Origin of the sequence: Acidiphilium sp. JA12-A1 (assembly GCF_000724705.2) — a bacterium.
GTDB classification, from domain to species: domain Bacteria; phylum Pseudomonadota; class Alphaproteobacteria; order Acetobacterales; family Acetobacteraceae; genus Acidiphilium; species Acidiphilium multivorum.
Map to the genome: position 1 here is coordinate 227823 of NZ_JFHO01000004.1, position 12827 is coordinate 240649.

At 66.9% G+C, this 12827-nt stretch carries 11 protein-coding genes; 8 read left to right on the forward strand and 3 right to left on the reverse strand.

Annotation, left to right across the window (positions count from 1 at the left end):
* Position 1 precedes the first annotated feature (1 nt).
* The 4 genes from ftsA to RT91_RS01755 all read left to right on the forward strand — a co-directional run bounded on the left by ftsA (position 2) and on the right by RT91_RS01755 (position 5616).
* Positions 2-1309 (forward strand): cell division protein FtsA, encoded by a 1308-nt coding sequence (ftsA, locus tag RT91_RS01740; RefSeq protein ID WP_007424255.1) that lies wholly within the window; start codon positions 2-4, stop codon positions 1307-1309.
* 64 nt (positions 1310-1373) lie between these two features.
* Positions 1374-2942: a cell division protein FtsZ gene (gene ftsZ / locus RT91_RS01745; protein ID WP_011941254.1), complete on the forward strand. Its 1569-nt coding sequence runs from the start codon at positions 1374-1376 to the stop codon at positions 2940-2942.
* A gap of 140 nt (positions 2943-3082) precedes the next feature.
* Positions 3083-3460 (forward strand): hypothetical protein, encoded by a 378-nt coding sequence (locus tag RT91_RS01750; RefSeq protein WP_013639173.1) that lies wholly within the window; start codon positions 3083-3085, stop codon positions 3458-3460.
* 62 nt (positions 3461-3522) lie between these two features.
* Positions 3523-5616 (forward strand): ComEC/Rec2 family competence protein, encoded by a 2094-nt coding sequence (locus RT91_RS01755; protein ID WP_035185337.1) that lies wholly within the window; start codon positions 3523-3525, stop codon positions 5614-5616.
* Here RT91_RS01755 and RT91_RS01760 read toward each other — a convergent pair.
* From RT91_RS01760 to RT91_RS01770, 3 genes are all read right to left on the reverse strand, one after another.
* The gene (locus RT91_RS01760; protein WP_011941257.1) at positions 5543-6568 is read right to left on the reverse strand and encodes a glycosyltransferase family 2 protein; all 1026 of its coding nucleotides are present in this window, start codon (positions 6566-6568) and stop codon (positions 5543-5545) included. The genes RT91_RS01755 and RT91_RS01760 overlap by 74 nt on opposite strands.
* On the reverse strand, positions 6558-7871 hold the full coding sequence (locus tag RT91_RS01765) for an exopolysaccharide biosynthesis polyprenyl glycosylphosphotransferase (protein ID WP_240314141.1): 1314 nt from the start codon (positions 7869-7871) through the stop codon (positions 6558-6560). Before RT91_RS01765 ends, RT91_RS01760 begins: the two co-directional genes overlap by 11 nt.
* A 224-nt stretch (positions 7872-8095) precedes the next feature.
* Entirely contained in the window at positions 8096-8536 is a 441-nt protein-coding gene (locus tag RT91_RS01770; RefSeq protein WP_007422722.1) for a GtrA family protein, read from the reverse strand.
* Positions 8537-8724: 188 nt separating this feature from the next.
* On the opposite strand from RT91_RS01770, the gene RT91_RS01775 reads away from it, so the two are divergent.
* From RT91_RS01775 to pqqA, 4 genes are all read left to right on the forward strand, one after another.
* A complete protein-coding gene (locus RT91_RS01775; RefSeq protein WP_007422721.1) occupies positions 8725-9222 on the forward strand; it encodes a (2Fe-2S)-binding protein in 498 nt (165 codons plus the stop codon).
* 65 nt (positions 9223-9287) lie between these two features.
* The gene (locus RT91_RS01780) at positions 9288-11693 is read left to right on the forward strand and encodes a xanthine dehydrogenase family protein molybdopterin-binding subunit (RefSeq protein WP_007422720.1); all 2406 of its coding nucleotides are present in this window, start codon (positions 9288-9290) and stop codon (positions 11691-11693) included.
* Between the two features lie 12 nt (positions 11694-11705).
* Complete coding sequence (locus RT91_RS01785; protein ID WP_035185339.1) at positions 11706-12500, forward strand: xanthine dehydrogenase family protein subunit M; 795 nt, start codon at positions 11706-11708, stop codon at positions 12498-12500.
* 222 nt (positions 12501-12722) lie between these two features.
* Positions 12723-12800 (forward strand): pyrroloquinoline quinone precursor peptide PqqA, encoded by a 78-nt coding sequence (gene pqqA, locus RT91_RS22960; RefSeq protein WP_013639178.1) that lies wholly within the window; start codon positions 12723-12725, stop codon positions 12798-12800.
* Positions 12801-12827 lie beyond the last annotated feature (27 nt).

The following is a 12827-nucleotide window of genomic DNA, read 5'->3' on the forward strand; positions in this document are numbered from 1 at the left end:
CATGAACGATCTGTCCCGCCGCGCGACGCTGACCGCGACACGGGCCGAACCGCGCCAGCAGGAAACGCGCCGCCAGCCCGCGCGATCTGGCCCGTTCGGCGTGCTGGATATCGGTTCGACCAAGATTTCCTGCCTGATCGGCCGCGCCGAGAGCGATGGACGGCTGCGCGCCCTCGGCTTCGGCTGGCAACGTGGGCGAGGGGTAAAATCGGGCGGCATCGTCGATCTGGAAGACGCGGAGAAGGCGATCCGTGCTGCTGTGGGCGCGGCGGAGGACCAGGCCGATATGCGGCTGAAATCGGTCACGGTGAACCTGTCATGCGGGCAGCCGGAGAGCCGGCTGTTCAACGTGCAGTGGCCGATCGACGGCCGCGCCGTGACCGAGGATGACATCCGCCGCGTGGTGCGCGAGGCGCGGGCCCGTGCGGCGTCCGAGGGGCGCGGCACGATTCATGCCCTGCCGCTCAATTTCTCCACGGACGAGACCGGCGGCGTCGCCGATCCGCGCGGACTTTATTGCGATACGCTGACCGCGCAGCTTCATGTGGTCGATGCCGCCACCACGGCGATCAAGAGCGTCACCGCCTGCCTCGAACGATGCGAGCTCGAGATTGCCTCGATGGTGTCGGCGCCGTTTGCCTCGGGCCTCGCAACATTGGTGGAGGACGAGCGGGAACTCGGCGCCACCGTGATCGACATGGGCGGCGGCACGACGACGATCGCGGTCTTCGCCGAAGGGCAGATGCTGCACACGGCGCAACTGCCGGTCGGCGGCAATCACGTCACCAACGACGTCGCCCGGCTGCTTTCCACCCAGGTGGCGCATGCCGAGCGGCTCAAGACGCTCTATGGCACCTGCCAGGAAAGCCCGGACGATGCGCGCGAGCTGCTGCCAGTGCCCCTCGTGGGCGAGGCCGAGCACCAGATCGCCAAGGTGCCGCGCAGCGCGCTGGTTTCGATCATCCGCCCGCGGCTCGAGGAGATCTTCGAGCTGGTGCGCGACCGGATCGAGACCTCCGGGCTCGGCCGGGCGGCAGGGGCGCGCGTGGTGCTGACCGGCGGCGCGTCGCAACTGGTCGGTGCCCGCGAACTGGCGGCACAGATCCTCGACCGCCAGGTGCGGATCGGCAAGCCCATCGGCGTCATCGGCCTGCCCGACGCCGCCACCGGGCCGAATTTCGCCACGATGATCGGCCTGCTCGCCTTCGCCAGCGGCGACGGCCAGACGATGCATGACATCGATCTGACCGCTGCCGCGCCGCAGGGCCGCCTCGCCCGTTTCATGAACTTGCTCATGCGGCGGATGTGATGAGCGAACGCCATCGCATCCTTGCTGCCCATCGTTTCACGCCCGCCTGCCAGGAGACGCAGACATGACCCTGAACCTGATCCGACAGACCACGACACAGACAGATTTCACGCCGCGAATCACGGTGATCGGCGTTGGCGGTGGGGGCACCAACGCGGTCAACAACATGATCGCGCTGAACCTGCCGGGCGTGGAATTCGTCGTCGCCAATACCGATGCACAACAGTTGATGCTCTCGCGTGCCGAGCGGAGGATCCAGCTTGGGCCCCATATCACCCAGGGTAACGGTGCGGGCGGACGGCCGGAAATCGGCAAGGCGTCGGCTGAGGAAGCGTCGGAAGACCTGGCCCGCCATCTCGACGGCGCGCATATGGTGTTCATCACCGCGGGCATGGGTGGCGGCACGGGCACGGGGGCCGCGCCGGTCATCGCGCGGATGGCGCGCGAGCGCGGCATCCTGACCGTCGGCGTGGTGACCAAGCCTTTCGCCTTCGAGGGGCGCCGCCGCCTGCGCTCCGCCGAGGAGGGGATCAACGAGCTGCAGCAGTTCGTCGATACGCTGATCGTGATTCCGAACCAGAACCTCTTCAAGGTGGCCAACGAGCGGACAGGCTGGAAAGAAGCCTTCGAGATGGCCGACCATGTGCTCTACATGGGCGTGCGCGGCGTCACCGACCTGATGGTGGTTCCGGGCCTCGTGAACCTCGACTATGCCGACATCCGCTCGGTGATGTCGGTGATGGGCAAGGCGATGATGGGCACAGGCGAAGCCGAGGGCGAGGATCGCGCGATCCGCGCCGCGGAGGCGGCGATTTCCAATCCGCTGCTGGAAGACACCAACATGAAGGGCGCGCGCGGGCTGCTGATCAACATCACCGGCAGTTCCGACTTCTCGCTGCATGAACTCGACCAGGCGGCGAACCGGATCGCCGAGGAAGTCGACGAGGATGCGAACATCATGGTCGGCATGGCGCTGGATGAGAGCCTGGGAGGCCGGGTGCGGATTTCGGTGGTGGCGACCGGGATCGACACGCCAGTGCCGGCACAGGCCGAGCGGCCGCGCCTGGCCGCGGTTTCGGGCGACAGCGTGATGGTGGAGGCGAACGCGACAGTGGCGGCGCAGCCGCATATGACCGCGGCGCCCGCCGCGGCTTCGCATCCGGCACACTTCCAGCCGCAGTCCGCTCCAGCGCAGCACCAGGCGGCTCAGGCAATGCATCCGCAGCCGGCGCCGGGTCCGGTGCCGGCGCGTCCGCAGTTCCAGGCCGAGGGGCCGGTGCGGGCGCCGATCTCGGCTCCGGCCGCCTTCCGGGAGACGCCGCGCGCCGCCGAGCCGCCGCGCAAGCAGAGCCTGTTCGGCCGGATGACCAGCAGCTTCCGCAATGCGGCCGCCCCGCAGCCAATGCCGCAGGCGGAACCTCGTGCGGCCGCTCCGTCCTGGCCCGCGCGGGAGGAGCCTTCCTACCAGGCGCCGCAGCATCTCGACCGCGAGATGCCTCAGGCCCCGGCGGCCGAGCATGCCTCGTACCATGTGCCGCCGCAGCATCATGAGCCGCGTGCGGCGGTTCGGCTGACGCAGAACGAGGAAATCGGCATCGACATTCCGGCTTTCCTGCGCCGCCAGCAATCCTGACGGCAAGGCGCCCGGCCGGCGGCGGCTTAGCCCGCCGCCGGCGCGCCGAGCCCGATCAAATCTGCGTTCTCCGCGCCCCCCGGCGCCGCACATGCGGGTTTCGCTCTTGATGCCCATTGCGGGAGCGTCATTGTGTGCGAATGACGATTCCTCTCTCATTGCTTCTGCTAGCCGCCTCACTCGGTGCGTGGCTCGGCGTGCGCGCAATGCAGCAGGGTGGGGTGAATGGTGGCGGCGTCTTCGGCCGGCTGCTTGGCCCGCTGCATGGCGTTCTGGGGGCCATGGGACTGACCGCGTTGGTCATCGCGCTGGCCCGCCATCCGGTGCCGGCACGGATGGGGCTGGGTGGCTTCGGCGCGGGGGCGGAAATTCTGCTCGGTCTCGCCCTGCTGCTCGGCTTGTTCGTCGTCATCGCGGCCTGGCGCCAACGGCGCCCTGCGGGGCTGCTGCTCGGCACGCATGCGACGCTGGCGATCGCGGGTATTACCCTTGTGCTTGCCATCGCATCGCTGACCTGATGTCGAGCTTTCATCCATTCGGGAAATGAAATAGGGTAAATCAACTTATAGTTGAGGTTTCGGTGGATGTGGCGCTGATCGCGGTCAGAGCAGCGAAACCGGCGGCGCCGCCGCCGCCGGGTGCCCTGCGTTCGTCGGCCGCCTACGCGGGGCGGATTGTGCTGTTCCTCCCGGTAGCGATGATGGCCGGCATCCTCCTTTATTTTGATCTCAGGGCGGAACCGCCGGCGTGGCTGGCGCCGGTGGCGATCGTGCTGGCGGCCGGTGTGCTCACCGTCCTCTGGCGGCGGCCGGTGGGTCGCCGGCTGGCAGCGCTGGCGCTGTTTGCCCTACTCGGTCTCGGCCGGGCGCAATGGCAGGCGATGCTGATGCCGCCGCCGATCGTCGTGCCGCACGGCGTCGTGACGGTAACAGGACGGGTGAGCTCGATCGACTTGCTGGCGACCGGCCGACGGGTGCGGATTGCGGCATCGCGCCTCAATGGCGGGCCGGCGCTGGGCCGGGCAGTGAGGATCAAGTTACGCCGCGGCGACGATGTCCGCCTCGCGGCAGGCGACAGTGTGCGGGTGCGCGCCTTTCTCTTCGCTCCGTCTCGCCCGGCCTATCCGGGAGGGTGGTCGTTCGGGCGGGATCAGTTTTTTTCGGGGCTCGGCGCGGTTGGGTTCGCGGTCGGGAAGCTCGACGTGACGCGCGTTGCCGCGCCGGGGTGGGGCGGCGCACTGCGGCGGTTGCGCGAAACGATTGCCGCACGGGTGCTGGCCGCCATGCCGCCCACTACGGGGCCAATCGCCGCCACGCTGCTGACCGGCTTCGAGGAATCGATTCCGGCACGTGAGCGCCAGGCGTTCATCACCGCCGGACTGGCTCATATCCTTGCCGTCGCCGGGCTGCATATCGGCATCGTGATGGGGGCGCTGTTCGCGCTGGCGCGATTCTGCGTCGGGTGGTCCGAGTTTCTGCTGCTCCGCGTGCCGGCGAAGGTCATTGCCTCGGCCGTGGCTTTTGCGGGTGGGGTGGTCTATGCGGCGCTGACCGGTTTTCACGTGCCGATCGAGCGGAGTCTCGCCATGGCCGCGCTGGTTCTGCTCGGCATTGTCGCCGGGCGACGGGCGCTGTCGCTGCGCGGGCTGGCGGTGGCGGCGTTCGTGTTGATGCTGATCGAGCCGCAGGCGGTGCCGGGGCCGAGTTTCCAGATGAGCTTTTCCGCCGTTTTGGCACTGATCGCGGGCTATGAGGCGGTTGGACGCCGGTTCGATACCGAGGGGGCGGGATGGCGAGGACGGCTGGGTCGGCATATCGCCGCGCTGGCCTTCACCTCGCTGCTGGCGGGTGGGGCGTCGATGCCGTTCGCGGCCTACCAGTTCCAGCAGGTGCAGCCGTATTACATCCTGGCAAACCTGATCGCGGTGCCGCTGACGGCGCTCGTCGTGTTGCCGGCCGGCATGGTGGCGCTGGTCCTGATGCCGTTGCATCTCGAGGTGCTGGCGCTCGCGCCGATGGGGTGGGGGATCGCGGCGATGCTGGCCGTGGCGCGGTTCGTCGGGCAGTTGCCGCACGCGCTGATCGTGATCGGGCCAAGCCCGGGCTGGCCGGTTGCGCTGCTGGGCCTCGGCATGGCGCTGCTCGGACTGCTGCGGGGGCGGGTACGCCTTGCCGGCCTGGCGCCTGTCGTGATCGGTCTGGCGGGGATGATGCTGGGCCGCGCGCCGGATGTGCTGGTCTCGCCCACGGCTTCGCTCGTTGCGGTGCGCGACGGCGCGGTGGTGCGGATACTCGAGACGCGGCGGCCGGATCAATACACCCTGGCGCAATGGCGGCCGGTCTTCGCGCATGACCGTGTGGCGGTGGCCCGTGCCGCCGACATTTGTGCCGGCGGGCGATGCCGGTTCGACCATGGGCGGGTGCTGTATCTTGCCGATGCCACGGCGGCGGAGAACGGATGCGGCGATGCGCGGGTGGTGATCTCGCCTGAACCGTTGCGCGGCGCGTGCCGGGCCCGGGGGCGCTACGTGATCGATCGGTTCAGCGTGTGGCGCGATGGCGCGATCGCGCTGCGGTTCGCGGGCGGCCGCGTGAGGCTGACTACGGACCGGTGGGTGCAGGGGGTGCGGCCGTGGGTGGCCGCCTGGCCGAAGCGGTGGCACCGGCGCCAATAAGGCGCGCGCCGCCCGGCAGCCGGTGGCGGATTTCGTTACGGAAGACGTAGTGGCGGGCCTCTGCCGTTTCTTGGTGGCGGGGGCGGGTGCGTGCGAGGGCATGGGCCTCGGCAATGGCGTCGAGTGTCGGACGCAGGCGGCACGCGTTGATGCCACGCGCGAGATAAATGCCGGCGCGGAACAGGAAGCCGGACAGACCGTTCCAGTCATGGGCGATCAGCAGACGGTTGCGAACGTATTGGTGCCAGCGTCCGGCATTCCAGTTCACCCGCGCTTCGGGAGAAACTTCATGGATGACGGCGAGGTCGCCGTGATGCTCGATGCGCCAGCCCGCGGCAATGGCGCGGCGGGCGAATTCGTATTCCTCCCAGGTGAAGAACAGGCTCTCGTCATAGCCGCCGAGACGCTCGAAGCAGGCGCGCGACAGGGCGTGGCCGCAGCCGACGAAGGTGGTCGCCGCGAAAAATCCGTCGGCCCGGGGCAAAAGCCGCTTCGGATAGCCCCAGCTCGTCAGGTCGAGGCTGCGCCCGTCGGCTGCAAGGATGCGGAACCCGATGGCGGCGAGATCCGCCGTTCCGGCGATGCGGATGGCGGCGCGGGCCGCGGTATCGCGGGCGGCGAAGACGGCATCGTTGTCGAGCGCGATGATCGTGCGGCCGTGGCCGAGGGCGCTTACACGGTTGCGGCCACCGGGCACGCCGAAATTCTGCCCGACGCCGTAGAGCGCGACATGGGGGAATTCGGTCGCCACCGTCGCCAGGGCGGCGCGCATGCCGGGCGGTGAGTTCTGGTCGAGCACGATGACATGGCTGTCCAGCCCGGTTTGCGCGGCCGCCGAACGGATCGCGGCGATGGTTTCACGCGGGCGGTGATGGCTCAGGATGACAATGTCGGCATCATAGGCGTGGCCAGGGGGCGGCGTCCCGGCCAGCAGGCGCGGCTCAGATGGCATTGCGGCCGATCAGCACAGCGGGGATCGTGCGCAGCAGGATGGCGAGGTCGAGCCAGGGGGACCAGCGCTCGATATAGTCGAGATCGGCGGCGACTCGGGCCGCCACGAGGTCGCGCCGGTCGGTCGGGCCGCGCAGGCCGCGCACCTGGGCGAGGCCGGTCAACCCCGGCTTCACGCGGTGGCGCACGCCGTAGAAGGCGATCGCCTGTTCGAAGGTGAAGTCGCCGGCGGTGGTGTGCGGCGCGTGCGGGCGGGGGCCGACCAGCGACATCTCGCCGCGCAGCACGTTGAATAGTTGGGGTAATTCGTCGAGCGAAAGGCGGCGGAGAATGGCGCCGAGCCGGGTGATCCGCCGATCGCCAGGCTGGGCCTGAGACACCGGGCCTGCGGCTTGTCTGGGTGGCTGCGGGCGCATCGTGCGGAACTTGAAGACCGTGAACGGCGCGCCGTCGAGCCCGATGCGGCGCTGGCGGAACAGGACGGGTCCGGTCATCCGTAGGGCGAGGGCGATCAGGGCCAGAAGCGGGCCGAGCAGGATGATCAGCAAGGCGGCGCCGCCCACGTCCATGCTCCGCTTTGCCATGGCGCCGAACGGACGGATCGGCCGGTCGAGCACCGTGACGAGACGCAGGCTCCGGCCGGTCGCGAGGTCGCACGCGCCGATCTCGGCCACCGCGTCGAAGGCGAGGCGGATCCGTACCGGCTGATCGGCAAGGCGGGCAAGCAGTGCATCGATTTTGCTGCGGGCTTCGGGCCCATCGCCGCGCTGGACGAAGACGACGAGATCGCCGATCTGGCCAGAGCGGATCATGGCTTCCAGGGTCGCCGCATCGGCGATGGTGCGCAGGCCTGATGTCGGGGCGAGCCCCCAGCAGAAGACATAGCCAAGCCGGTGGTCGGTCATGCGGTCGAGACGAGTGCAGAGCATACGGTCGCACGGAGTTGCGGCAACGAGGGCGGATGCTCCTCGCGGGATGCCGATTCCGTGGCGGCGCCAGAACGCGGCAACCATTGCGCGCTCGCCGAGCATCAGCACGGCAGTGAACGTGAAGGCACCGACGGCCCATGCAATTGATCTGTCGAGCGGCAATATGGCTGGCACAGGGCGCAACAGTGCGATCCGCAGCAGGGCAAGCACGTCCGCCGCCACGAGGGCGCGCAGCATGGCTCCGATATGGACGAGCGGCGCGCGCGCGGGGCCGACTGCGTAAAGACCGGCAGCGAACAGGGCGAGCAATGTCAGGCCACCAAAGACGAGTTCGTTGAACGGCCCGGCGGCCATGGTGGGGGCAGGCGCCAACACTCGGGTGGCAAGACGCGGGCCAATGAGAACGGTCGCGGCATCCGCGACCAGGAGAAATGCGATTCCGCTACTCGGGCCGAGGTGCGGACGGAATCGGTGCGCCCGCTTGACCGGGATTGCCGCCATACGGCGGACTGGTTCGGCCAAAGGCTCGAGAATCGTCTGAGACATCCGGTTCGCCTCCACCTAGAGTTGCTTGACCGCAATCCAAGGTTGATTTTTGGTTAACCGAAAACGAGGCGGCGGGAAAGCAGAAAATTGATGAGGAAGCCCGACGCCGCCCCGGCGGCGACGGCCAACACCGGATAGTGACGCGGCAGGACAAAGCTTGCGATCAGAGCGGAATACGCGCCGCGATTGACCATGAAGCCAGCGAGGTTGACCATGAGAAAGCGCAACCACTGGGTGTGGGCCGGGCGCTGGGCGCGGGCGCGGAACGTCCACAGCCGGTGTAGCACCCAATTGCAACTGGCAGCGATCAGATAGGCTGCCATGCCGGCGCCGTAGAGGCCGAGGCTTGGGATCAGCGCATAGACGGCGGCGATATCGACCAGCAGGCCGAACACGCCGACCAGGCCGAAGCGCAGGAACTCGCCCGCCGCCGCGCGGTGGCGGGCCGGCAGTCGGTTGGTGACCAGCTCGATCGGCGAGGGCAGGGCGGGCATCGGGCAGGAGGGTTAGCAGGCCGGCGGCGGCGCGCAAGCGGAACTGTGTCAAATTCTGCCAAATTCGTGTGCCGCTGCAGGAAAGCGCGGCGGTTCTCTTGACCAATGCGGAAGAGCCCCATCATCATGTGATCAGGAAGCGGTCCGCCCTGGCGGAGGGGCGCGCGTGATCATGAACGGAGGAATCAATGCCCCAGGTTAAACTCACGGTGAACGGCAAGCCGGCGACCGCTGACGTCGAGGCGCGCACGCTGCTGGTCGAGATGCTGCGCGAGAACCTGCACCTGACCGGCACGCATGTCGGCTGCGACACGAGCCAGTGCGGTGCCTGTGTGGTCAAGGTCGACGGCAAGTCGGTCAAGTCGTGCACCATGCTCGCGGTGCAGGCGGATGGTGCTGAGGTGACCACGATCGAAGGGCTCGCGGCCGCGGACGGCACGCTGCATCCGATGCAGGAAATGTTTCGCGAGCATCATGGCCTGCAATGCGGCTTCTGCACGCCGGGCATGGTGATGAGCGCGATCGATCTTGTCGAAAGCCATCCGGAAGGTCTGACCGAACAACAGATCCGCGATGGGCTGGAAGGCAATATCTGCCGCTGCACCGGCTACCACAACATCGTCAAGGCGATCGCTGCGGCGTGGCCGCTGATGCATGGGCGGGAATTGCCGCAGGCTGCGGAGTGAGGCTCGGATCATAAAAGATACCGCGCCGGTATCGTCCGGCGCGGCAAAAATTCGGGAGATCATCCATGAACGACATGACGCAGCCGCACATCGTGAAGGGCGGCATTGGCGATTCGCCGAAGCGCGTGGAGGACCGCCGGTTTCTGTCGGGCCGCGGCCATTACACCGATGACATCAACCGCCCGGGGCAGGCCTATGCCGTGTTCCGGCGATCCGACGTGGCGCACGGCAACATCCGCTCGATTGACGCCGGCGCGGCGCGCGCGATGCCCGGCGTGGTGGCGATCTTTACCGGCGAGGATATCGCAAAGGCCGGGATCGGCGGCGTGCCCTGCGGCTGGCAAATCCATAGCAAGGACGGTTCCCCTATGGTCGAGCCGCCGCATCCGGTGCTCGCGCAGGGCAAGGTGCGGTATGTCGGCGATGCGGTCGCGATGGTGATCGCCGAGACCGTCGACCAGGCAAAGGATGCCGCCGAGGCGCTGGTGGTCAACATCGACCCGCTGCCCGCCGTCTCCAACATGGTCGCGGCGACCGCCGCGGGCGCGCCGCTGGTGCATGACGACGCCAAGGGCAACGTCTGCTTCGACTGGCATATCGGCGACAAGGACGCGGTGGATGCCGCCTTCGCCAAGGCCTTCAAGGTGGCGAAGATCGATGTGGTGAACAACCGGCTGGTGCCCAACCCGATCGAGCCGCGTGCGGCGATCGGCGATTTCGACCAGGCGACCGGCGAACACACGCTCTACACCACCAGCCAGAACCCCCATGTGATCCGCCTGCTGATGGGCGCCTTCGTGCTGCAGATTCCCGAGCACAAGCTGCGCGTCGTGGCGCCGGATGTCGGTGGCGGGTTCGGGGCGAAGATTTTCCACTATATCGAGGAAGCGGCGGTAACCTGGGCGGCCGCGCAGGTGAACCGTCCGGTGAAATGGACCTGCGAACGCAGCGAATCCTTCATCACCGACGCCCACGGCCGCGACCATATCACCCACGCCGAGCTGGCGTTGGCCGAGGACGGCGCATTCCTCGGGCTGAGAGTGAAGACGATGGCCAATCTCGGCGCCTATCTCTCGACCTTCGCGCCATCGGTCCCGACCTATCTGTCGGCGACGCTGCTTGCCGGCGTCTATACCACGCCCGCGATCTATTCCGAGGTGAAGGCGATCTTCACCAATACCGTTCCGGTCGATGCCTATCGCGGCGCCGGCCGTCCGGAGACCACGTTCCTGCTCGAACGCCTTGTCGACGTTGCGGCGAAGACGATGGGGATGGATCGTGTCGCCATCCGCCGGCGCAACTTCATCCCGCCCGATGCCTACCCCTATCAGACGCCGGTCGCACTGCAATATGACAGCGGCAATCACGAGGCGACGCTTGTCCGCTGCATGGAACTGGCCGACTGGAACGGCTTCGAGGCACGGCGCGCGGAATCGGCGAAGCGCGGCAAGCTGCGCGGCATCGGCATGTCGACCTATCTCGAGGCCTGCGGCATCGCGCCGTCTGCGGTTGCCGGTGCGCTTGGCGCCAGGGCCGGTCTTTACGAGGTCGCCAACGTCAAGGTGCACCCGACCGGATCGGTAACGCTCTATACTGGCACGCACAGCCACGGTCAGGGCCATGAGACGACTTTCGCCCAGCTCGTTGCCGACCAGCTCGGCGTGCCGTTCGAGCAGGTCGAGATCGTGCATGGCGATACCAGCAAGATCCCGTTCGGCATGGGCACCTATGGCAGCCGCTCGCTTGCCGTGGGCGGATCGGCAATCGTCAAGGCAGTCGACAAGATCATTGCCAAGGGCAAGAAGATCGCCGCTCACCTGATGGAAGCCTCGGTTGACGACATCGAATTCAAGGACGGCAAGTTCACCGTGGCCGGCACCGACAAGTCGAAAGCCTTCGGCGAGATTGCGCTGACCGCCTATGTGCCGCACAACTATCCGCATGACGAACTCGAGCCCGGCCTCGACGAGACGGCATTCTACGACCCGAAGAACTTCACCTTCCCCGGCGGGTGCCATATCTGCGAGGTGGAGGTTGATCCCGATACGGGTGTTGTCACCTTGCTCAACTTCACTGCCGTCGATGATATCGGCCGTGTGATCAACCCGATGATCGTTCATGGCCAGGTGCATGGCGGCGTTGCTCAGGGTATCGGGCAGGCGCTGCTCGAACATGCGATCTATGACGAAGCGGGTCAGCTGCTGTCCGGTTCGCTGATGGATTATACGATGCCGCGGGCAGACAATCTCGTGAGCATCCATGTCGGCACCGAATCGACGATGTGCACGCATAACCCGCTTGGCGCGAAGGGAGTGGGCGAGGTGGGGGCAATCGGCAGTCCGCCGGCCGTCATCAATGCCGTGGTCGACGCGTTGCGTGATTACGGGGTAACGCATGTGGACATGCCGGCCACAGCGCAGAAGATCTGGTCGATCATCAATGCGGCGTCGCCGCGGATGGCCGCCGAGTAACGGAGAGAAGAGATGTACGATTTCAAGTATCAGAAACCGGCTGCCGTGGATGACGCGGTAAAGGCGCTGGCGGCCGATCCCGAGGCCAAGGCGCTCGCCGGCGGCATGACCTTCATCCCCGTGCTCAAGCAGCGCCTGGCGAAGCCGAGCGCGGTGGTGGATCTCGCAGGACTGGGGCTGTCCGGCATCCGCCGCGAAGGTAATACGCTGGTTATCAAGGCGATGACCACGCATCGCGAGGTCGCGACATCGAAAGACGTGGCCGATGCGATTCCCGCGCTCGCGCACCTTGCCAGCCATATCGGCGACCGCCAGGTCCGTTACCGCGGTACGATCGGTGGGTCGCTCGCCAACAACGATCCCTCTGCCTGCTATCCCTCGGCTGTGCTGGCGCTTGCCGCAACCATCCGTACCACGAAGCGCGAGATCGCGGCGGACGACTATTTCCAGGGCATGTTCACCACCGCGTTGGAGCCGGACGAACTGATCACCGAGGTCTCGTTCCCGATCCCCGAGAAGGCGGCTTATGAGAAGTTCCCGAACCCGGCGTCGCGCTACGCGATGGTCGGCGTGTTTGTGGCAAAGAACGCGGGCGGCGTACGGGTTGCCGTGACCGGCGCCGGGAATAATGGTGTTTTTCGCCATACCGCGATGGAGCAGGCGCTGTCGGCGCATTTCGCTCCCGACGCGATCAGCGGCGTGAAGACACCGGAAGAGGATATGAGCAGCGACATCCATGCCAGCGCCGCGTATCGGGCGCATCTTGTGGGCGTGATGGCGCGGCGGGCTGTTGCGGCCTGCGGCTAGCCGGTTCAGGTTGGTATCCGGGAAAGGGCGGCATCAAGCCGCCCTTTTTCGTGATGTAGGGATTGTGACCGTAACGCTGTCCCGTTTTGTTACAACCGGGAATGTGGCGCCCAATTCGCACTTGCGTCAGGACCGACATGTCGTATTGTCGGCATACTTCGCATGTTGCGGAGAGAAAAGCGGAAAACGCGTTTGAACCACAACGTTCCAGGAGATACATCCATGTGGACCAAGCCGAAGCTCGTCGAAATCGCCGTTGGCACCGAAATCAACTGCTACGCCTGCGCTGATCTCGACTGATCTGAACACAAGGTGCCGGAGCCGGTG